Origin of the sequence: Xanthobacter luteus (genome assembly GCF_040049235.1) — a bacterium.
GTDB lineage: Bacteria > Pseudomonadota > Alphaproteobacteria > Rhizobiales > Xanthobacteraceae > Xanthobacter.
On sequence record NZ_JBDZDO010000005.1, the window covers coordinates 374,744 to 394,929 of the forward strand.

General features: G+C 70.7%; 18 protein-coding genes. 14 read left to right on the top strand and 4 right to left on the bottom strand.

What is annotated here, in order from left to right; all coding sequences use genetic code 11:
- Window positions 1–8 precede the first annotated feature (8 nt).
- Together ABLE88_RS17175 and ABLE88_RS17180 are read right to left on the bottom strand one after the other, a co-directional pair.
- Window positions 9–1,610 (bottom strand): FAD-dependent oxidoreductase, encoded by a 1,602-nt coding sequence (locus ABLE88_RS17175; protein WP_348832909.1) that lies wholly within the window; start codon window positions 1,608–1,610, stop codon window positions 9–11.
- Window positions 1,611–1,620: 10 nt separating this feature from the next.
- Window positions 1,621–3,159: an acyl-CoA carboxylase subunit beta gene (locus ABLE88_RS17180; RefSeq protein ID WP_348832910.1), complete on the bottom strand. Its 1,539-nt coding sequence runs from the start codon at window positions 3,157–3,159 to the stop codon at window positions 1,621–1,623.
- A 192-nt stretch (window positions 3,160–3,351) separates the two neighbouring features.
- Between ABLE88_RS17180 and ABLE88_RS17185 the strand changes: the two genes are divergently transcribed.
- The gene (locus tag ABLE88_RS17185; RefSeq protein ID WP_348832911.1) at window positions 3,352–3,573 is read left to right on the top strand and encodes an acyl-CoA carboxylase biotin carboxyl carrier protein subunit; all 222 of its coding nucleotides are present in this window, start codon (window positions 3,352–3,354) and stop codon (window positions 3,571–3,573) included.
- 6 nt (window positions 3,574–3,579) lie between these two features.
- Here ABLE88_RS17185 and ABLE88_RS17190 read toward each other — a convergent pair whose 3' ends face one another.
- Complete coding sequence (locus tag ABLE88_RS17190) at window positions 3,580–4,083, bottom strand: flavin reductase (RefSeq protein ID WP_348832912.1); 504 nt, start codon at window positions 4,081–4,083, stop codon at window positions 3,580–3,582.
- 162 nt (window positions 4,084–4,245) lie between these two features.
- On the opposite strand from ABLE88_RS17190, the gene ABLE88_RS17195 reads away from it, so the two are divergent.
- Genes ABLE88_RS17195 through ABLE88_RS17205 form a run of 3 tightly spaced genes read left to right on the top strand, consistent with a single transcriptional unit; the run spans window position 4,246 to window position 7,499 of the window.
- Window positions 4,246–5,400 (top strand): acyl-CoA dehydrogenase family protein, encoded by a 1,155-nt coding sequence (locus ABLE88_RS17195; protein ID WP_348832913.1) that lies wholly within the window; start codon window positions 4,246–4,248, stop codon window positions 5,398–5,400.
- 17 nt (window positions 5,401–5,417) lie between these two features.
- Window positions 5,418–5,873 carry a MaoC family dehydratase N-terminal domain-containing protein gene (locus tag ABLE88_RS17200; protein WP_348832914.1) on the top strand — a complete coding sequence of 152 codons (456 nt, stop codon included), beginning with the start codon at window positions 5,418–5,420 and terminating at the stop codon, window positions 5,871–5,873.
- Between the two features lie 3 nt (window positions 5,874–5,876).
- Window positions 5,877–7,499, top strand: a complete 1,623-nt coding sequence (locus ABLE88_RS17205; RefSeq protein WP_348832915.1) for a rhodanese-like domain-containing protein — start codon at window positions 5,877–5,879, stop codon at window positions 7,497–7,499.
- A gap of 48 nt (window positions 7,500–7,547) precedes the next feature.
- On the opposite strand, the gene ABLE88_RS17210 is transcribed toward ABLE88_RS17205, so the two are convergent.
- Window positions 7,548–8,951 (bottom strand): aminotransferase-like domain-containing protein, encoded by a 1,404-nt coding sequence (locus tag ABLE88_RS17210; RefSeq protein ID WP_348832916.1) that lies wholly within the window; start codon window positions 8,949–8,951, stop codon window positions 7,548–7,550.
- A 248-nt stretch (window positions 8,952–9,199) separates the two neighbouring features.
- On the opposite strand from ABLE88_RS17210, the gene ABLE88_RS17215 reads away from it, so the two are divergent.
- The 10 genes from ABLE88_RS17215 to ABLE88_RS17260 all read left to right on the top strand — a co-directional run bounded on the left by ABLE88_RS17215 (window position 9,200) and on the right by ABLE88_RS17260 (window position 20,162).
- Window positions 9,200–10,846: a class I adenylate-forming enzyme family protein gene (locus tag ABLE88_RS17215; RefSeq protein ID WP_348832917.1), complete on the top strand. Its 1,647-nt coding sequence runs from the start codon at window positions 9,200–9,202 to the stop codon at window positions 10,844–10,846.
- A 201-nt stretch (window positions 10,847–11,047) separates the two neighbouring features.
- A complete protein-coding gene (gene fabG / locus ABLE88_RS17220; protein WP_348832918.1) occupies window positions 11,048–11,827 on the top strand; it encodes a 3-oxoacyl-ACP reductase FabG in 780 nt (259 codons plus the stop codon).
- A 72-nt stretch (window positions 11,828–11,899) separates the two neighbouring features.
- A complete protein-coding gene (locus tag ABLE88_RS17225; RefSeq protein WP_348832919.1) occupies window positions 11,900–13,063 on the top strand; it encodes an acyl-CoA dehydrogenase family protein in 1,164 nt (387 codons plus the stop codon).
- Between the two features lie 18 nt (window positions 13,064–13,081).
- Window positions 13,082–13,510 (top strand): MaoC family dehydratase, encoded by a 429-nt coding sequence (locus tag ABLE88_RS17230; protein ID WP_348832920.1) that lies wholly within the window; start codon window positions 13,082–13,084, stop codon window positions 13,508–13,510.
- A 37-nt stretch (window positions 13,511–13,547) separates the two neighbouring features.
- Window positions 13,548–14,942: an acetyl-CoA carboxylase biotin carboxylase subunit gene (locus ABLE88_RS17235; protein ID WP_348832921.1), complete on the top strand. Its 1,395-nt coding sequence runs from the start codon at window positions 13,548–13,550 to the stop codon at window positions 14,940–14,942.
- Window positions 14,943–15,121: 179 nt separating this feature from the next.
- Window positions 15,122–15,646 carry a TRAP transporter small permease gene (locus ABLE88_RS17240; protein WP_348832922.1) on the top strand — a complete coding sequence of 175 codons (525 nt, stop codon included), beginning with the start codon at window positions 15,122–15,124 and terminating at the stop codon, window positions 15,644–15,646.
- A gap of 64 nt (window positions 15,647–15,710) precedes the next feature.
- On the top strand, window positions 15,711–17,018 hold the full coding sequence (locus ABLE88_RS17245; RefSeq protein WP_348832923.1) for a TRAP transporter large permease: 1,308 nt from the start codon (window positions 15,711–15,713) through the stop codon (window positions 17,016–17,018).
- A 32-nt stretch (window positions 17,019–17,050) separates the two neighbouring features.
- Entirely contained in the window at window positions 17,051–18,184 is a 1,134-nt protein-coding gene (locus ABLE88_RS17250) for a C4-dicarboxylate TRAP transporter substrate-binding protein (RefSeq protein ID WP_348832924.1), read from the top strand.
- A 57-nt stretch (window positions 18,185–18,241) separates the two neighbouring features.
- Window positions 18,242–18,988: an enoyl-CoA hydratase/isomerase family protein gene (locus tag ABLE88_RS17255; protein WP_348832925.1), complete on the top strand. Its 747-nt coding sequence runs from the start codon at window positions 18,242–18,244 to the stop codon at window positions 18,986–18,988.
- A 4-nt stretch (window positions 18,989–18,992) separates the two neighbouring features.
- Complete coding sequence (locus ABLE88_RS17260; RefSeq protein WP_348832926.1) at window positions 18,993–20,162, top strand: thiolase family protein; 1,170 nt, start codon at window positions 18,993–18,995, stop codon at window positions 20,160–20,162.
- Window positions 20,163–20,186 lie beyond the last annotated feature (24 nt).

The window sequence follows — 20,186 nt, forward strand, 5'->3', positions numbered from 1 at the left end:
CGCCGTGCCTATTCCGCCGCGCGGCTGAGGCGCGCCTGCGCCGCCTGCCGCCCGGCGGTGCGCCCGCCGACGATGCATTCGGCGAGGTTGCCGCCGCTCATATAGATGTGGCCGAACAGGCTGCCGAGCTCGCCCGCCGCATAAAGGCCGGGGATCGGCGCGCCGAACGGGTCGAGCACCCTTTGCTGCACGTCGTGGCGCGGGCCGCCCTGGGTGTTGATCACCACCGGGCGCACGCGGCCGAAATAGAACGGCGGCTCGCCGATCGGCGCCATGGTCTCCGGCAGCCGGCCGAAGGCCGCGTCCCGGCCGTCGCGCACGCCGGCGTTCCAGGCCTCCACCGTTTCCTTGAGGGGCGCGGGCGGCACGCCCATCAGGCCGGCGAGTTCATCGAGGCTGTCCGCGCGGCGGAAGATGCCGGCGGCGATCTCCGCCGCGTTGTCGGCGCTCCAGCCGAGGTGCGGGTGCGGGTCGTTGTGGACGCGGCGCCCCAGCGGATACATGCGCCGGCCGGCCTCGTCGAAGATCATGAAGGCGGGGTCGCGCGGGAAGCCCTGCCGCTTGGGGTCGAAGGCATCGAACGGGCGCACGCCGGTGTCGCCGGGATAGGGCGGATATTCGTCCATGAAGCGCCGCCCGGTCTGGTCGACGAGGATCCAGGCAAGACGCGGCAGCGCCTTCTCGGAGGCCTTGCCGGGCACCGGCTCGGTGCCGAGCGTCGCGGCGCCGAGCGAGCCTGCGCCGGTCGCGGCCGGCGTCCACATGGGCACCGCCTTCAGATAGAGCCCGAACGGATAGTCCGGGTCCGGATGCACGAGGCCGTAGGGCCCGTGATAGTGCCACATGTGCCAGAGGTCGGCGCCCACCGCCTGGGCCATGCGGATGCCGTCGCCGGTATTGCCGCGGAACGAGCCGGTGAGCACCGCGCCCTTCTGGAAATACTGGCGCTGCATCTCGCCGTCCGCCTCGAATCCGCCGCAGGCGAGGATCACCCCGCCATAAGCGCGGATGGCGAAGGGCCGGCCCGCGCGCTCGGCGAGAAGGCCGATCACCGCGCCGTCGGCGTCGGTGACGAGCCGGCGCGCGGGCGTCTCCATCATCACGCAAATGCCCCGGGCCGCCACGTTGTCGGCGAGCACCTTGAACAGGCGGGTGCCGTTCTTCACCGCGCCGGCTTCGGGAAAGCAGGGCGCGGCCTCCAGCGCCGGCACCTCCTCCACCTCGCAATAAGCGAGCGCCTCGTGGCCGGGCAGGGGATAATTGCCGAGCGCCGGGGTCACCCGCACCCGCGCACCGTCGACGGCGGCGAGGCCGCGCAGATAGGTCTCGGCCTCCACCATGCCGTCGGCGAGCGCGGCCAGCAGGTCGCCCGGCGTGCGGCCGCCGCAGGTGGCTTCAAGGTAAGCGAGCGCCGCGTCGCGGTCCCCGCTGACGCGGATGCCGCCGGCGGAGACGATGGAGAGGCCGCCGGGGAAGGCCATCTTCTCGATCAGCACCACGCGCGCGCTCTGGTCGGCGGCCTCGACGGCGGCGACCGCGCCGGCGGCGCCGAAGCCCACCACCAGAACGTCGGTTTCCAGGTCCCAGGATTGGGGTCGGGACTGCCTCATGGCGTCGGCCTCACGGATCGATGCGGTGCTTGAAGGCGGGCGCGCGGGTCCCGCGCGTGCGGGCGAGCACGTCGAGGATCACGCCGCGGGTCTCGGCGGGAGCGATCACGTCGTCGATGAGCGCCATCTCTGCGGCGAGATAAGCGGAAGCCTGGGCCTCTGCGCTCGCCAGCAGCTCGCGGCGGCGCGCGGCCGGGTCGGCCGCCTTGGCGATCTCCTTGCCGTAGGTGAGCTCGACGCCCGCCGCCGGGCCCATCACGTCGAACTGGGCGGTGGGCCAGGCGACGATGGAGTCCGGTCCCATCACCCGCCCGCCCATGGCGAGATAGGCAAGGCCCACCGCCTTGCGCAGCACCACGGTGGCCTTGGGCACGCTCGCGCCGATCACCGTGTTGAGGAAGCGCGAGGCGAGCGCCACCATGCGCTGGTTCTCGATCTCCGGCCCGACCATGAAGCCGGGGCAGTCCACCAGGAACACCAAAGGAATGTGGAAGGCGTCGCAGGTGTCGACGAACTTGCGCGCCTTCTGAATCGCCTTCTCGTCGAGCGCGCCCGCCATCTTCATGGGATTGTTGGCGAGGATGCCGACGCTGTCGCCGCCCATGCGGGCGAAGGCGGTGATGAGGCTCGGCCCGTAGGTCGGCCGGTAGGGAAACAGCTCGCCGCCGTCGACGATGAGGCGCACCAGCTCCTCCATGTCGTAGGCGCGGCGGTGGTTGTCGGAGACCATCTGCGTGAGGCGCAGCGCGCCCTCCTCGCAATCGCATGCCGCCGGGCGCGGCATGACCGAGGGGGGCAGCTCGTCGCAATGGGCGGGCAGGAAGGAGAGGAACAGGCGGATCGCGGCGAGCGCGTCCTCTTCGCTCTCCGCCAGAAGGTCGGCCTGGCCGGTTCCGGTGGCGCTCTTCAGCGCGCCGCCAATGTCCTCGGCCGAGACCTCCTTGCCGATGCCCACCTTGACCACCGGCGGGCCGGACATGCCCATGAAGCCGGCGCCGGACACGATGGTCACGAAGTCGGACTGGAGCGCGGTGAAGGAGGGGCCGCCGAAGCAGGCGCCCATCACCGCCGCCACCTGGGGCACCCGGCCGGACAGGAGATAATGCTCCTTGAAGCGGGCGCCGAGCCCGGCGGCGATGGCGCCGTTATTCTCCTGAAAGCGGCCGGCGCCGGCCTCCATCAAGGCGATGAAGGGGCGCTTGTGGCGCAGCGCGAGATCGCGCACCCGCTGGCTCTTCAGCTCGGCGACGCGGCCGCGCGTGCCGGCGATCACCGAAGCATCCTCCGAGGCCACATAGACCTCGCGGCCCTCGATGGTGCCCCAGCCGGCCACCAGGCCGTCGGCCGGCGTGCGCGCCTTCAGCCCCGCATGCTGGCTCTTGGCGAGCAGGCCGATCTCGCGGAACGAGCCGGGGTCGAGCAGCACGTCGAGCCGCTCGCGCGCCGAGAGCTTCTTGGCGGCGTGCAGCTTGGCGATGGCCGCCGGCCCGCCCATGGCGCGGGCTTGGAGGCGGCGCGCCTCCAGGTCCTTCAGCGTGTCCTCATCCATGAAGGGCGGCTTTCCTCTTCCCGTCGCTCTGGCGTTTCACCCGGCATCCCGGCTCGGCGGCTGGCCGCCAGGGATTGATTGTGTCGGATTGTGCCTTCATATCCCAATTCATTTAGAGCATATTGTCACGGTCGCGTCTCGATTGTTGTCACGGGCCGCGGCGCAGCTTCCAAACCAGGCGGGAAACGGTCGATGGCGCAGCATGCGGTGGTGTCCAGCGTGACGGGATTGGTGTTTCAGGTGGTGCTCGCGCCCGGGGCGGCGGTGGCCGCGGGCGAGGTGATTCTCGTCGTCGAATCCATGAAGATGGAGATCCCCGTGGCCGCGCCCTGCGCCGGCCGGCTGGCGCAGGTCCTGGTGGCGGAGGGGGCGAGCGTGGACGAGGGCCAGCAGGTCGCGCTCATCGAGGCCTGAGGCGCCTCAGGCGCGCTGGCTCACGGGCAGATGGCGGTAGTCGCCCTCGAAATAGAGCAGGGGGCTGCCGCTCTCGCGCCGGCGCATGGCCACCACCCGGCCGACGACGATGTCGTGGGTGCCGGAGGCGAACTGGTCGGCCACCTCGCAGTCGAAGTTGATCATCGCCTCGTCGAGCGCCGGCGAGCCGGTGGCGAGGCTCGACCAGCGGCAGGCGGAGAACCGCTCGAGCGGGTCGCGGGCGAGGAATTCCCGCGCGAACGGCATCTGCTCGGCGGCCAGCACGTTGACGCAGAACACGCCGGCCTCCAGCAGGATGCGGTGGGTGCGCGCGCTCCGGTTGAGGCAGACGAGCAGCGTCGGCGGGCCGGCGCTGACCGAGCACACCGCGGTGGCGATGAGGCCGGCGGGGCGCCCCGCTTCCAGCGTCGAGACCACGTTCACCGCCGCCGCGAGCCCGCGCATGCCGCGCTTGAACTCGTCCTCGGACACGGGCTCCAGGGTGGGCATGGAACGGTTCCTCCCGGCTGCATTGGACCGCGGGGGTACAATCCCGCGGTCCCGCCAAATTTGCCTTGATCCAGGGTAACGTTCAAGCCAGAATGTGACTATAAAAATAGATACATTGAGGGCCGCGCAAAATTCTGCGCCGCCCCAAGGGCAGGAAGCCGGATGGATTTTCAGCTGACCGATCGGCAGACCGAACTCATGGAGGTCGCGAAGGAGGCGTATGCGCGCAAGCTCGCCCCGCTCGCCGCCGACCCGAGCGTCGCGGGCGTGCGCAAGCTGCGCGCGACGATGGCGCAGCAGGGGCTGCTCGGGCTCAATCTGCCGCCCGAGCATGGCGGCCTCGGATTGCCGCTCATGGACACGCTGCTGGTGATCCAGACGCTCCAGGCCTGCGCGCCCATCGTCGGCGGCCTCGCCCACCGCACCTCCACCGGCGCGATCGGCGCCGTCGCCGAATATGGCACCGACGAACAGCGCGCGCGCTTCGTCGCGCCGGTCTGCCGCGGCGAGATCGGCATCTCCATCGGCATCACCGAGCCGGAGGCGGGCTCCGCCGCCACCGCCATGAAGACCCGCGCCCGCATCGAGGGCGAGGAGGTGGTGCTGAACGGCTCCAAGCAGTTCGTGAGCTTCGTCAACGTCAACGAATTCACGCTGGTCTATTGCCGCTTCGGCACTTCGGGCAAGGCGTCCGACATCGGCGCCGTCATCGTGCCGCACGATGCCCCCGGCTTCCGCCATTCGAGCGGCACCCTGAACATGGCCGACGAGCTGCTGTTCGAGCTCTATTTCGACGATTGCCGCGTGCCGAAGCAGAACGTGCTGCTGGACGGCGGCGCCTTTGGCAAGCTCATCAGCGTCTACAATGCCGAGCGCCTCGGCTCCATGGCGCGGATGCTGGGCTCGGCCCGCGCCGCCTATGAGTATGCGCTGGCCTATTCCAAGGAGCGGCGGCAGTTCGGCCGCGAGATCTGCGATTTCCAGGGCATCCAGTGGATGCTCGCCGACATGCGCGTGAAGCTCGATGCGGCGCACCTGCTCGTCATGCGCGCGGCGTCCACCGCGCAGGCCACCGGCCTGCCGGCGCCGCTGGAGACCTCGATCGCCAAGGTGTTCACCGCCAAGGCGGCCAAGGAGATCTGCGACGACGCGATCCAGATCCTGGGCGCCAATGGCTACACCAAGGAATACCCGCTCGCCCACCGCTATGCCGAGGTGCGCGGCGGCTCGATCTATGGCGGCACCATGCAGATCCACAAGAACATGATCGCGGCCGCCATCCTCGGCCGCGAGATCAGCCAGTGGAAGAAGGGCTGAGCCGCGGGGAGGCCGCCATGACCGTGGAAATCGACCGCGCGCTGATCGGCCAGGTGAGCGCGCCTTATGTGGTGGAGATCGAGAAGGGCGCGGTGCGGCGCTTCGCCGACGCCATCGGCGATCCCAACCCGGTGTACCGCGACCTCGCGGCGGCACGGGCGCAGGGCTTTGCCGGCATTGTCGCGCCGCCGACCTTTCCCGCCAGCTTCCTCGCCCCCGAGGAGCCCGAATGGACGCGCCATCTCGACCGGCGGCGGGTGCTCGCGGGCGAGCAGAGCTTTCATTACGCGCGGCCGATCCTGGTGGGCGACGTCCTCACCTGCCGCATCGCCTTCGTCGGCGTCGAGGACAAGCTGGCCCGCTCCGGCGCCATGGAGCTGCTGACCCAGGAGGTCCGCGGTACCGATGCGGCGGGGACGCTCGTCTACCGGCACCGCCGCGTCACCGTCTACCGCGCCGCCCCGGCGGGTTGAGCCATGGCCGCCATCGCCCCCGGGGCGCCCACCACCGCGCAAGCGCTCGTGCGCGCCCTCGCCGATCCGCAATCCGCCTGGCCGCGGCGCGCCTGGGCGCTGCTCGACGTGCGCGAGCACGGCGCCTATGAGCGCGGCCACATGCCGGGCGCCACCGCGCTGCCGCGCCGGCGGCTCGAATTCCGCCTGCCCGAGCTGGTGCCGGACCGCGCGACGCCGGTGCTGGTCTATGACGACGGCGCGGGGGACGAGCGCGCGGCGCGCGCCGCCGCCGATCTGCACCGCTTCGGCTATGCCGGCGCCCGCGCCCTCGAAGGCGGGCTCGGCGCGTGGTTGGCCGCGGGCGGCGTGCCGGCGCAGGGCGTCAACGTGCCTTGCAAGGCGTTCGGCGAGCGCGTGCTGGCCGAGGACGGCGTGCGCCATCTCGATGCCGAGACGCTGCTTGCCCGCCGCGAAGCGGGCGAGCCCATCGCCGTGTGCGACGTGCGCACGGCGGAGGAGTTCGCCGCCGCCCACCTGCCCGGCGCCCGCTCCGCGCCCGGATTCGAGCTGGCGCTTTGCCTGCGCGACCTCGAGGCCGCGCACGCCGCCGTGGTGGTGAACTGCGCCGGGCGCACCCGCTCCATCATCGGCGCGGCGACGCTGGCGCGCCTCGGCGCCCGCTCCGTGTTCGCGCTGGAGAACGGCACCATGGGCTGGCGCCTTTCGGGGCGGGCGCTGGAGACCGATGCCGCCGCGGACGCGCTTCTCGCCTCCCCGGAGAGCCGCGCCGCGGCCTCCGGCCGGGCGGCCGCGCTCGCCGCCGCCGCCGGCGTGGAGCCGCTGGCGCCGGACGAAGCCGCGGCGGCGATGCTGACCGCGCCCGGCGGGGTGCGGGTCCTCGACGTGCGCGCGGCGGCGGACTTCGAGGCCGGCCACATTGCCGGCGCCGCCTTCGCCCCCGGCGGCCAGGCGGTGCAGCGGGCGGACGATTTCATCGCCGTTCCCGGCGCGCCGGTTTTGTTCGTGGACGACGGCGACGCGCGGGCGCTGCTCGCCGCTTATTGGTTCCGGCGCATGGGCTTTCCCCGCGTTCATGTGCTCGCCGGCGGCATGCCGGCCTGGCGCGGGTCGGGCCGGATGGTGGAGACGGGACGGCCCAAGGCCCATCCCCTGGGGCTGGCGCAGGCCCGCGCCGCCGCCGCCTTCGTGGACGCGGCGACGCTCGCCGCGCGTCTCGGCGCGCCGTCCGGCGAAGGGCCGCTGCTGCTCGACGTGGGGTCGAGCCGCGACTTGAAGGCCGGCCATATCGCCGGGGCGGTCTGGGTGCCGCGCGGATCGCTGGAGGCGCGCGTCGGCGCGCTGGCGCCGCTCGACAGGCCGGTGGTGCTGGCCTCGCGCGAGGAGGCGCAGTCGGTGCTCGCCGCGCGCACGCTCGCCGCCATGGGCTTGCGGCAGGTCGAGGTGCTGGCCGGCGGCACCGCCGCCTGGCACGCCGCCGGCTTGCCGCTGGCGCAGGGGCTTCCGGACGGGGCGAGCGAGGCGGACGTGGTGGAGCCGCCCTATCGGCGCGGGCTCGCCGGCATGCGCGCCTATCTCGACTGGGAGATCGCCCTCCATGGGCCAGATGCCCCCGGCGAGGCCTGAGGCATGAGCCGCGGGCCGATCCACCCCACGGCGCGGGGGCGACGCGCCCTAGACCACCGCCATGCGTGGCTGCGGGCGTTCGCGCGCGAGCCGGGTCAGGATCTCGATGCCCTTGGCGAGCACGCTCGGCTTCTGCGCCGGATTGACCGAGATGCGGAAGGCGCGCGGCGGCGGCGCGCCGCCGATGGTGAAATTGTCCGAGGGCACCACCGAGACGCCTTCGCGCTGGGCCGCCTCGCAGAATTCGGCGGCGCCCCAGTGGCGCGGCAAATGCAGCCACTGGAAGAAGGCGGCCGGATGGCTGGAGACCTGCCAGCCGGTGAGCAGATTGAGCGCCGCCGCGTGGCGCGCGCGCAGCTCGGCGAGATTGTGGCCGGCGATGGCGTCGGCGGTGCCGTCGGCGATCATGGCGGCGGCGATCTCGAACGGCAGCGGCGCGTTGGCCAGCATCAAAGCGTGGAGCGTGTGGACCAGCCGCTCAAGCAGTGCCGGCGGGCTCGCCACGAAGGCGACGCGCAGCGCCGGCGTGACGCTCTTGCCGAACGAGCTGATGTAGATGGTGCGCTCGGGGGCGAAATGGGCGATCGGCGGCGGCCGGTCGGTCATGCCGCTGATGGCGGCGTCGTCCTCGATCAGGATCAGGTCCAATCGTCGGGCGATCTCGGCGATGCGCTGCCGGCGCTTCTCGGACATCGTCGCCGCGGTCGGGTTGTGCACCGTGGGCTGGAGGTAGAGGCAGCGCCCGCCCGCGGTGGCGACGGCCTCCTCCAGCGCCTCCGGAACGATGCCTTCGCCGTCGAGCGCGACCGGCGCCATGCGGCGCCCGAGCAAGGCGCCGATGGAATTGACGCCGGAATAGGTCACCGCCTCGCTCAGCAGCGTGTCGCCCGGACCGACGATGGCGGCCAGCGCCACCAGCAGCGCCTGCTGGCCGCCGCCGCAAGCGATCACGCGGTCGGGGGTCACCTGGAGGCCGGAGCGGCGGATCCACTGGGCGCCGGCGGTGCGGTGGGTCAGGAAGCCCTCGGCCGGGGGATATTTGTGCACCGGCATGAGCGCCGCGCGGGCGGTCGCCTGCGCCATGGCCTGGGCCAGCGCCTCGGACAAGCCGGCGACCGGCGAGCGGTAGCAGGCAAAATCGATGGTGCCGGGAATGCGCTCCGGCAGATAGTTGGGCATCGGCGAATCGACGCCGCGGCACACGAAGGTGCCGCGCCCGACCTCGCCGGAGACCAGCTGGCGCTTCTTCATGATGTTGTAGGCGCGCCCGACCGTGCCGACGGTGACGCCGAGCTGCTCGGCGAGGTCGCGCTGGGGCGGCAGCTGGGCGCCGAGCGGCAGCTCGCCATTGTCGATCGCCTCGGCGATGGCGCCCGCCAGAGCGAGGTAACGGGGGCCTTCGAATCGGGAGATGTCGGGCTTCCACGCCTCTGCCCGAGCCACGTCAGTCATGGCCGTCCTGCCCTTTGGTCTGCGATCAATCTGCGGGCCAATGTAACTCAATTGACGGCTACATTGATACAGGGATGTTCCATTGCCCGGAACCTGCGTCGGCGCGACGCGGCGCCGGCTGGACGGTATTGCGGCGCCGTCCTGATGCCGCGCCTCCGGCCCGGGCGCCGCCAGCCGCCGGATCGACCAGACACACGGCGCTCCGCCGCCTGCGGGGGGCAAGACCGCCAGGAGGGAAGGCAACGACCATGAGCAATCCGTTTCGCGACGCCACCTATGCGCAGGCTTTGGCGATGCTGGAGGCGCGCCACGGCGCGGCCGACGCGCTGGTGTTCCGCGACCGGCGCTTCTCCTTCGCGGATCTGCGCCGGGAAGCCGACGCCGCCTCCCGGCGCCTCGCCACGCTCGGGCTCAAAGCCGGCGACAAGGTGGCGATCCTGATGCCCAACCGGCCCGAATTCGTCTTTGCCTGGCTCGGCGCGGCGCAGATGGGCCTGGTCTGCGTGATGCTGAACACCCGGCTCAGGCGCGACGAGATCGCCTACCAGCTCGGCCAGTCCGACTGCCGGGCGGTGATCGTGGCCGATGCCGGCGACGGGCCGGACTTCCTCGCCGCCCTCGCCGCGCTGTGCCCGCGGCTGCGCGCGGGCCCGCCCGGCGCGCTGTCGAGCCCGGCGCTGCCGATGCTGGATTTCGTCGTGATATGCGAGGACACCGGGCGCGGCTATGGCGGCGCGATCACCTGGGATGCGCTCGCCGCGCGCGATGCCCCCATGCCGGACCTGGCGCACGATCCCGCGGCGCCGGCCATCATCTCCTACAGCTCGGGCACCACCGCTCTGCCCAAGGGCGCCATGATCTCCCATTGCCTGTGGCGCAAGGCCTGGGACATCGGCATCCGCGTCGACCTGAGCGAGGCGGACTGCCTCTATCTGGCCATTCCCCTGTTCGGCTCCATGGCCACCATGAACGGCATCGCGCCCTATTGGGTGCGCGGCGCCAAGGTGGTGCTGGGCGAGCAGTTCGACGCCGGCGCCTGCCTCGCCGCCATCGCCCGGGAGAAGGTCACGGGCATGCACGTGCTGCCGCCGATCCTGCGCCAGTTGCTCGCCCATCCGGATTTCGCGCGCACCGACACCTCCTCGCTGCGCCTCGCCTTCACCCTGAGCATCGATCCCGACATCCTCGCCGAGGTGGAGGACCGCCTCGGCGTGCCCGGCACCATCACCGGCTACGGCATGACGGAGACCACCACCGTGGTCACCCGCAACCGCTGGGACGACCCGCGCGAGGTGCGCCACGCCACCCAGGGCTGGCCGCTGCCCGACCTCGAAGTGGCGATCGTCGATCCGGCGACGCTGGCGCCGCTGCCGGCCGGCGCGCCGGGCGAGATCTGGGTGCGCGGCTATTCCATCATGCTCGGCTATTATAAGAAGCCGGAGGAGACCGCGCGCGCCATCACCAAGGACGGCTGGCTGCGCACCGGCGACTGGGGGCGGCAGGACGAGAGCGGGCGCGTGACGCTGCTCGGCCGGCTCGGCGACACCTACAAGTCGCGCGGCTTCAACGTCGCGCCGGCCGAGGTGGAATATGTCCTCCAACGGCATCCGGCGGTGGATGTGTGCGCCATCGTCGGCGTCCCGGACGCGCGCCATGGCGAGGCGGGAATCGCCTTCGTGGTGCCGGCGGGGGAAGGCGGACCGGCGGCGGCCGAGGACGACCTCCTCGCGTATCTCAGGCCGCTGATCGCCTCCTACAAGATGCCCGCGCGGGTGTTCTTCATCGATGCTTTGCCGCTCACCTCGGGCACCGGCAAGGTGCAGAAGTTCAAGCTGCGGGAGGAGGCGCTCGTCCGCCTCGGCGCCGCGCCGGCCGATCCGGCCGCCGCCCCATGAGGGGGCGCGGGGGAGGGACGGCCACGGGTCGCCCCGGGTCCGATGAAATTGTTACCATCATTACAGAACAATATTTCCATATTGGACTTTTTGAAGGTGACAATATCCGGGTGGCGTGCTGAGATCGAGGCAATCAAGAGCGTGGCGTTCCGCGCGGAGGCCGCGTTCGGCCCGCAAGCGGCGCCCGGAGGGAGATGCGCGATGGGGGAGAGGCGGTTCTCTGGACGCCGGGTGATCGTCACCGGCGCCGCGCGCGGCATCGGCCGGGCGACGGCGGATCGCTTCGCCGAGGACGGCGCCGCGGTGGCGGTGGTCGATCTCGACGCGGGCGCCGCGCAGGCCGCGGCCGAGGCGATCGCCGCTGCGCACGGCACCATGGCGGTGGGCATCGCCTGCGACGTCAGCGTGCGCGATCAGGTGGAGGCCATGGTCGCGGAGGTGGCGCGTCGCCTCGGCGGCGTGGACGTGCTGGTGAACAATGCCGGCGTCACCCGCGACAACCTGATCCACAAGATGGAGGACGAGGACTGGGACCTCGTCATGAACGTGCACCTGCGCGGCGCCTTCCTATGCAGCCGCGCCGCCCAGCGCCACATGGTGGAACAGCGCTACGGCAAGATCGTCAACATCTCCTCCACCTCCGCCCTCGGCAATCGGGGCCAGGTGAACTACTCCACCGCCAAGGCCGGCCTCCAGGGTTTCACCCGCTCGCTCGCCTTGGAGCTCGGGCGCTTCAACATCAACGTCAATGCCGTCGCGCCCGGCTTCATCGACACCGAGATGACGCAGCTCACCGCGCGCCGGCTCGGCCACGAGCCGGAGGCCTACCGGCAGATGCGCGCCAAGACCATCGCCATCGGCCGGGTCGGGGTGCCGCGCGACGTCGCCAACCTGGTCTGCTTCCTGAGCTCCGACGAGGCGGGGTTCGTGAGCGGGCAGGTGGTCTATGCCAGCGGCGGTCCCGAGACCCGGCGCGGCTGAGGCGCGCGCGACCGCGCCACGACCACAACCGAGACCACAACCAAGACGCAAGAAGAAGGAGTGGAGGAAGCGATGATCGATCCCGTCGAGGCGCTGGAGCGCGCGGACATCAAGGAGCTCGAGGCCCTCGCCATCGGCGAGTTCCGCCCGCGCGGCGCCATCTATGACCGCGCGTGCGAGATGCCGCGCGAGAACATCGAGGCGCTGTTCGCCCGCGGCTGGCTCACCACCACTCTGCCCAAGGAGATGGGCGGCAAGGGCTCGAACCTCACCACGGACGATCCCTCCACCTATCTGCAGGCGCTGCGCGTGATCGCGCGCGGCTGCAGCTCCACCGCCCATTGCTACCAGGTGCAGAACCACACCGCCTGGGCGGTGAACGACCTCGGCACGCCGGAGCAGCGGGAGCGCTTCGTCAAGCCCATGTTCGCGCGCCCGACGCTGACCGGCTTCGTCGGCTCGGAAGCCAAGCGCAAGCACATGTACATGATGAACACCTCCGCCAAGCGGGTGGACGGCGGCTTCATCCTGAACGGCGAGAAGAACTACGCCACAAACGGGCCGATGATGAGCTTCGCCATCATCTTCGCGGCCATCGAGGGCGTGAACAACTATCTCGACAACCACCAGATGCTCATCATCGAGCCCGACATGGACGGGGTGACCATCGACAACGACTGGTACCGGCCCAACGGCATGCGGGCGGCGTCGAGCCCGATCATCACCCTCGACAACGTGTTCATCCCCGACAGCCACGTGCTGGGCGAGCCCGGCGCCTATCCGCGCGGGCGCTGGCAGGGGCGGTTCCATCTCGGCTTCACCGCCAACTATCTCGGCACCACCGAGGGCATGTACGAATGGTGCCGCCAGTATCTGATTGATCGCGGCCGCGGCAAGGCCGAGCTGATCCAGATGCGCATGGGCGAGATGCGCATCGCCCTCGACGCGGCGGCCTCCCTGTTCCACGACGCCATCCGCGCCTTCAAGACCCGCTCGGTGGTGGAGGCGGAATTGCTCTCCATGAGCGCCAAGTCCACCGCCGCCCACGTGGCGTTCGAGCTCTCGCACAAGCTGATCCACGCCGTCGGCTCCACGGCGCTGTTCGACGAATACCCGCTCAGCCGCTATCTGCGCGACCTCGAGACCCACGTGCTTCATGCGGGCCACGACCGCACGGCGCAGATCGTCGGCCAGGCGGTGCTGAACGAGACCTTCGATTCCACCCTCCAGCGCTGAGCGATGCGGGAGACGGCGATGGATGGCGGCCGCCGGCGGGTGTTCGCGGATGTGGCGGTGGGCGAGTGGTACGAGCTTTCGAGCGCGCCCATCACCACCCGCCAGCTGGTGATGTATGCGGGCGCCTCGGGCGACTTCAACCGCATCCATTACGACCAGGCCTATGCGGCGGAGGCCGGCCTCGGCGGCGTGATCGCCCATGGGATGCTGACCATGGGCATCGCCGCGCGCTGCGCCTGCGAGTTCGGCGGCGCCGGCGCGTTCGTGCGGGACATTTCGGGCCGCTTTCTCACCCCGGTGCGCCCCGGGGAGGTGGTGCGGATGCGCGCGCAGGTGCTCGCCAAGGCGGTGCGCGAGAGCAAAGGCTGCTGCGACATCGCCATCAATGGCGACGTGGACGGGCGTCAGGTGTTCCAGGGCGCCGCCACGGTGGCGTTCGCCCACTGAGGCGGCCCGCCTCACTCACCTGCTCGGAAGGGTCGGTATGAAGAGCGTCCTGATCGCGAACCGTGGCGAGATTGCCTGCCGCATCGCCCAAGCCTGCAGGGGGCTCGGCCTGCGCAGCATCGCGGTGTTCTCCGACGCGGACGCGGACGGGCTCCACGTGGCGCTCGCCGACGCGGCGGTGCGGATCGGCCCGGCGCCCGCGCGCGCCAGCTATCTCGACGCCGACGCCGTGATCGAGGCGGCGCGCGCGAGCGGCGCGCAGGCGATCCATCCCGGCTACGGCTTCCTGTCGGAGAATGCCGGCTTTGCCCGCAAGGTGCGCGAGGCGGGCCTGGTCTTCGTCGGGCCGGCGGCCGAGATCATCGCCGAGATGGGCGACAAGGGCCGCGCCCGCGCCCGCGCCCAGGGGGCGCAGGTGCCGGTGCTGCCCGGCTCCGGCCGCCTTCCCGAAAGCGAGGATGCCGATCTCGTCGCGCGCGCCCTCGAGGTGGGGCTGCCGCTCCTGGTCAAGGCCACCGGCGGCGGCGGCGGCATCGGCATGCGCCGCCTCGATGCGGCCTCAGATGTGCCCGGCGCGGTCGCCCGCGTGCGCGAGCAGGCGCTGCGCAGCTTCGGCGACGCCGGCGTCTATCTTGAGCATTTCGTCGCCGCCGCGCGGCATGTGGAGGTGCAGGTGTTCGGCACCGGGCCGGGCCGGGTGGTCGCCTTTCCCGAGCGCGACTGCTCGGTGCAGCGGCGGTTCCAGAAGGTGGTCGAGGAAAGCCCCGCCGCCGGCCTGCCGCCGGGCCTGTCGGATGCGCTGCGCGCGGCGGCGGCGCGCCTTGCCGCGCAGGTCGGCTATCTCGGCGCCGGCACCGTCGAGTTCATCGTCGATGCGCGAAGCGGGCGCTTCTATTTTCTGGAGATGAACACCCGCATCCAGGTGGAGCACCCGGTGACCGAGATGGTGACCGGGCTCGATCTGGTGGCGCTCCAGCTGCGGCTGGCGGCGGGCGAAGACCTGAGCGCCGCCGTCCCCGACGCGCCGCGCGCCCAGGGCCACGCCATCGAGGCGCGGCTTTATGCCGAGGTGCCGGCGCGCGGCTTCCTGCCGAGCCCCGGCCGCCTCACGCAGCTCGCGCTTCCCAAGCCGGAGCCGCATCTGCGCGTGGATGCCGGGGTGCGCGCCGGCGATCACATCACCCCCTTCTACGACCCCATGATCGCCAAGGTCATCGCCTGGGGCGCCGACCGCGCGCGCGCGCGCGCGCGCCTGGCCGATGCGCTCGCGCGGACCTGTGTCGATGGCGTGGGGTGCAATCTGGATTTCCTGCGTGCCGTGCTCGACCACGGGGAATTTCGCGCCGGGGCTGCGACCACCGACTTCGTTGCCCGTTGCGGGCCAGAACTCGTTGGCGCCGGGGCGCCCGCGCGCGCGGGGGCGGAGGCCTGAGGCACAGAGCGGACCGGCCGGGCGCAGGCGATCGGCGAATTAATACCATCAGGGAAAGTATCAATATGGCGTAATTGTATTGATATGAATCATGGCTTCGCTATATTTCGGATCAACGAAGATGCGCCCGGCACGGCTGGCGCACGCGGGAGGGGCCGATGGAAATGGCACGCAGGATCTTGGATCCTATCGCGAACCTGCTGATGCTCGTGGCCGGGATCAGCATCGTCCTGATGATGATCGTCGTGGTCGCCGATGCGGGGGCGCGCGGGCTGTTCAACGGCACCGTCGCCGGCAGCCAGGAGTTCACCGCCAACTATTTCATGGTGGCCGTCACGTTCCTGCCGCTCGCCTGCGTGCAGCGGGCCAAGGGGCACGTGATCATCGAGCTGTTCACCGGCTGGCTGCCGGCGCGCATCGTCGCCGGGTTCGACGCGGTGGTCTATGGCGCCTGCGCGGCGGCCGCGCTCGTGTTCTGCTACGCCACCTATTTTAAGGCCCTCGCCATGACGCGGGCGGACGAATACGCCGTCGGCACGATCATCGTCACGATTTGGCCGTCGCGCTGGCTGGTGGTCGCCGGCGCATTCGTGCTCGCGCTCTATCTGCTGCTCAACGCGGCGCAGGAGACCTACGCCGCCATCACCGGAAAATCCGTCGCCGGCGCGGTCCAGGGCAACGCCCACGCGATCGACGTCGACTGACGTCCGCCGAAGACCGAACAGCCCATCCGCGAGACGGCCCCAGAGGCGGCCCAGAGGCGCACCCATGTCATCGATCTCCGTCGGTATCCTTGCGATTGCGGTCCTGCTGCTGATGCTGGCGGTGCGTGTGCCCATCGCCTTCGCTCTGGCCAGCGTCTCGGTGGTGGGCATGCTCGTCATCCGCGGCCCGGCGGCCGCGCTCAGCGTGCTCGCGGAGCAGCCGTACAATTTCATCGCCCATTGGTCGCTCTCGGCGGTGCCCATGTTCATCCTCATGGGCACGGTGGCCTATCACGGCGGCCTGACGCAGAGCCTCTACCGGGCGGCGCGATTGTGGCTCAGCGCCCTGCCGGGCGGGCTCGCGGTGGCGAGCACGGCGGCCTGCGCCATGTTCGCCGCCGCCTCGGGATCGAGCGTCGCCACGGCCTCCGCCATGGGCCGCATCGCCATCCCGGAGATGCTGCGCTACCGCTACGATCCGGGCCTCGCCACCGGCGCGGTGGCGGCGGCGGGCACGCTCGGCTCGCTGATCCCGCCGAGCATCCTGATGGTGCTCTACGCCATCTTCGCCGAGGTCTCGGTGAGCCAGGCGCTGGTGGCGGGCATCCTGCCCGGCATCCTTTCGGCGATCCTGTTCATGATCATGATCGCCACCCGCTGCAAATTGAATCCGGCGCTCGCCCCGCCGGTGGAAGGCGGCGTGACCTGGCGCGAGCGCTGGACCGTTCTGGCCGACGTGTGGCCGCTGCCGGTGCTGATCCTGGCGGTGATCGGCTCCATGTATGTGGGCGTCTTCACCGCCACCGAGGCGGCGGCGGGCGGGGCGCTGATGACCTTCATCATCGTCGCGGTGCGCGGCGCGCTGAGCTGGCGCGTGATCAAGGAATCGGTGGTGGAATCGGTCAATTCCACCGCCACCATCCTGTTCATCGCCTTGGGCGGCTTCCTTCTGTCGCGCTTCATGGCGGTGTCGGGCCTGCCGGCCTACGTGGCGCACGTGGTGGACGGCATGGAGCTGCACTGGCTCACCATCATCATCGGCGCGTCGGTGGTCTACATCATCCTCGGCATGTTCCTGGATTCCATCGGCATCATGCTGCTCACCCTGCCGATCATGCTGCCGGTGCTGGAGGCCGCCCGCCTCGACCTGATCTGGTTCGGGGTGCTGGTGATCAAGTATCTGGAGATCGGCCTTGTGACGCCGCCCGTCGGGCTGAACGTGTTCGTCATCAAGAGCGTGGTCGGCAAGACCGTGCCGCTCGAGACGATCTTCAAGGGCGTCACGTGGTTCATCGCCACCGACATCGTGACGCTCGCCATCCTGATCGCCTTCCCGCAGATCTCGCTGTTTCTGCCGACCATCATGAAATGAGTGCCGACAATAAAACCTGGGAGGAGCCGAAGATGAAACGCATGCTCATCGCCGCCGGCCTGGCGGCAGCCACCGCCGGAGTTCCGCTGTTTGCGGGCGCGTCGCTCGCGGCCGATCCGGTCAAGATCGTCTACGCCAACTACTTGAACCCCAAGCACATCACCAATCCGGTCCTGGTCCGCTTCTTCCAGGACGTGGAGCGCCAGTCCAAGGGCACGCTCAAGTTCGAGTACCATTTCGGCTCGTCGCTGCTGTCGGGCAAGGACATTCCCGGCGGCGTGCGCGACGGCATCGCGGATGCCGGATACTTCGTCGGCGCCTACATCCCCACCGAGATGCCGGTCGACAACTATCTCGCCGAGTTCAGCCTGCTGAACGACGAGCCGCTGGTGATGACCGCGGTGCTGAACGAGCTCGAATTGTTCAACTGCCCGCAATGCACCGAGGAATTCCGCAAGTTCAACACCAAGTTCCTCGCCACCTATGCGCTGACGCCTTACGTCTACCACTGCCGCACCGAGCTCAAGAAGCTTTCGGACTTCAAGGGCAAGCGGGTGCGCGGCATCTCCGCTTATGCGGACCTTGCCCGCGCGCTCGGCGCGGTGCCGGTGAACGTGAGCCCGGACGAGGCCTACGAGGCGCTCGACCGCGGCATCATCGACTGCGCGCTCCACTCGATCGCGGCGCAGAAGGCGCGCTCCTACGGCGAGGCGGCGAAATTCGTCATCCTCGATCCACTGGGCGGCTTCCTCGGCGCGGCGCTGTTCGACCTGCGGATCGACAAGTGGAACGCGCTCACGGTGGACCAGCGCAAGGCGATCGTCGACAACCTGCCGCGGCTGGTGACCGACTCGATCTTCAACTACATCCGCGAGGATGAGGAGATCGTTCAGGAATACACCAAGAAGGGCACCAAGTTCTACAAGGCGGACGCCGAGTTCGGCGCGTTCGTCGAGTCCTTCGCCAAGAAGTATACCGAGACCGCGGTGCAGAAGGGCGCCAAGGTCGGCGTGAAGGATCCCCAGAAGATCGCCGACGAGCTGACCCGCCTCGCCAACAAGTGGCGCGCGCTGCTCGAGAAGAACGGCAAGGATCCGGAGACCTTCAAGCGCCTCCTCTGGGAGGAGATCTACTCCAAGATCGACGTGCAGAACCCGGTCAAGTGAAACGCTGACGTCGCCGGGCGCCGGCTGCGGCTTGCGCCCGGCGCCCGGAGGACGACCATGGAGTTCCAGGACACGCTGCGCGTGAGCGACCAGGATGGCGTGCGCCAATTGGTGCTCGCCCGTCCGGCGGCGCGCAATGCCCTCGACGGGGCGCTGGTCGCCGGCCTGACGCAGGCGATCGACGATGCGGATGCGGACCCGCAGGTGCGGGTCGTGGTGCTGCGGGGGGAGGGGGCCGGCTTCTGCGCCGGCGCCGACCTCAAGGAGACCGCGCGCATCGACGACGCCTTCGAGGCCGCGGCCCATGCCCATCGCATGCGGCTGTTGCTGGAGGCGCCGGGCCGGGCGGCAAAGCCGGTGATCGCGCAGGTGCACGGCTTCGCGCTCGGGGCCGGCTGCGCCCTGGCGCTCGCCTGCGACATGGCGGTGATGGCGGATGATGCGCGGCTCGGATTCCCGGAGGTGCGCCACGCCGTGGTGCCGGCCCTCGTGGTGCCGGGCCTGGTGCGGCGGGTGGGGCCGTTCGCGGCCTTCGACCTGCTCGCCAACGGGCGGATTTTCACCGCCGCCGAGGCCGCCATTCCCGGCCTCGCCGTGCTGCCGGCGGGCGCGGACCTTGCGGCGGAGGTGGCGGCGCGCGCCGCCGAGCTCGCTGGCCGGCCGCCGGAACTGCTGGCTCTGGTCAAGCAGATGGTGCGCGTGAGCGCGGGCGCCGATCCCGACGCGGCCATGGATGCGGCGGAGCGGGTCAATGTGGAGAACCGCCTGAGGCGGGCGCGCGCGGCGCGGCAGGAGCAAGGGTGAGGCCATGAAGTTCCACGAGGTGAGCGACCGCGAGCCGGTGATCGTCGATGCCGTGCGTACCCCCGTGGGGCGCCGCGACGGCGCGCTGCGCGAGTGGCACGCGGCGGCGCTTCTCGGCCATGTCTTCACGCGGCTTTTGGCGCGCTCCGGGCTCGATCCGGCGGAGGTGGACGACGTGGTGGCGGGCTGCGCCACCCAGGTCGGCATGCAGGCGGGCAACATCGCCCGCACGGCGCTCCTCATGGCAGGCTTTCCGGTGACGGTGCCGGGCACCACGGTGCAGCGCGCCTGCGGCTCCTCCCAGCAGGCGGTGCATTTCGCCGACAATCTGATCCGCGCCGGCGTATGCGACGTGGTGGTGGCGGGCGGCGTCGAACTGATGTCGGCGACCCGCGGCGGCAATGACGACACGCGCTATGGCGCGCGCTATCCGCAGGCGCTGGTCGAGCGCTTCTCGCTGCCGAGCATGGGCGAGGCGGCCGAGCGCATCGCCGAGCGCTGGGGGCTCGCGCGCGCCTATCTCGACGAACTCTCGGTGGAGAGCCACCGGCGGGCGGCGGCGGCGCAGGAGGCGGGGCGCTTTGCCGCCGACCTGATCGCGCTTCCCGGCGCCGACGGGGCGATGCTCGCCCACGACGAAGGCGTGCGGCCGGCCTCCAGCGTCGAGAAGCTCGCCACCCTCAAGCCCGCCTTCCGGCCGGAGGGGCGCGTGACGGCGGGCAATGCGAGCCAGGTCTCGGACGGGGCGGCGGCGCTCCTGCTGATGCGCGCGGGCAAGGCGCGCGCCCTCGGCCTCACGCCGCGTGCGCGGCTGCACGCCCAATTGGTGGTGGGGGTCGACCCGGAGATCATGCTCACCGGCCCGATCCCGGCGACCCGGCAGATCCTGGAGCGCTCCGGGCTCGCGCTCGCCGACATTGACCTGTTCGAGATCAACGAGGCGTTCGCCTCGGTGCTGGGCGCCTGGATCAAGGAGATCGGCCCGGACCCTGCGCGGGTGAACGTGAACGGCGGCGCCATCGCCATGGGCCATCCGCTCGGCTCCACGGGCGCGCGGCTGATGACGCTGCTGATCGGCGAACTGGAGCGGCGCGGCGGGCGCTACGGCCTCCAGTCCATGTGCTGCGGCGGCGGGCTCGGCACCGCCACCATCGTCGAGCGCATCGAGGCGTAGCGAGCCGGCCGGCGCCGGACCCTG